The organism is Maribrevibacterium harenarium, assembly GCF_006385675.1.
GTDB classification, from domain to species: domain Bacteria; phylum Pseudomonadota; class Gammaproteobacteria; order Pseudomonadales; family Marinomonadaceae; genus Marinomonas; species Marinomonas harenarium.
The window spans coordinates 1-662 of sequence record NZ_VFRR01000133.1 but is presented as its reverse complement, the minus strand read 5'-3'; the positions used below and the strand labels follow the sequence as shown (position 1 = coordinate 662).

The 662-nt window shown below is 44.3% G+C and carries 1 protein-coding gene; it reads right to left on the bottom strand.

Translation table 11 applies throughout. From position 1 onward, the window contains the following. Window positions 1–556, bottom strand: a 556-nt coding sequence (locus tag FJM67_RS17425) for a DUF4158 domain-containing protein (protein WP_140591959.1), incomplete at its 3' end; no start/stop codon positions are given. Window positions 557–662: the final 106 nt, after the last annotated feature.

The window sequence follows — 662 nt, the reverse complement described above, 5'->3', positions numbered from 1 at the left end:
TAAGTTGGTGCGCCAGGTCTTTTCTGACCTGCTGCATCGCTCTGCTTATCAGTCTCTGGAGTACGGTGTACCTAGGGATAGCAATGCTGTGACTGGTTAGGAATTCAATAGCAGTATCAAAGAGGTAACGCGGCTCCAGCCAGGCATTGCCCACCTGAACAAGGTGGTCGAAAAGAGAATTGAAGTGCTGACTTTCGTCCCATTTGTGATAACCAGCAAGGTCTAATACTTTTGCGTAGAGTCGATCTTTTTGTTTTTGTGAGGGAGTGAATGGTCTGAGCCCCTTGCCGCCAAGCAGCTCTTTACTGATGAACATTAAATCCTTAGAAACCTGCGAGTAAGCGATATCTAGGATGACGGGCTTTGATTTGAAGTATCCCAAAATCGCGACAAAGTAACATCTATGAGCTCTGAGACGAATTGACCGAAAAACTGCCAATTCCGCATCGTTCAGAGAAAAGTACAGACGTTGTTCTTCGATTGAAAAAATGGGTGGGGAATAAAGATCTGCCTGTTCTGCTCTCGTGAGAATAGTAATTTCGTTTTTGATGGCCATATCAGGGCTGTTCCGTATTAAATGTACGATATTTACCTAATTTGCCACACTTATAAGTAGTAACCCACCTCCGCAGCCATTTATTGGTGTGGTCTACAGAGGATTA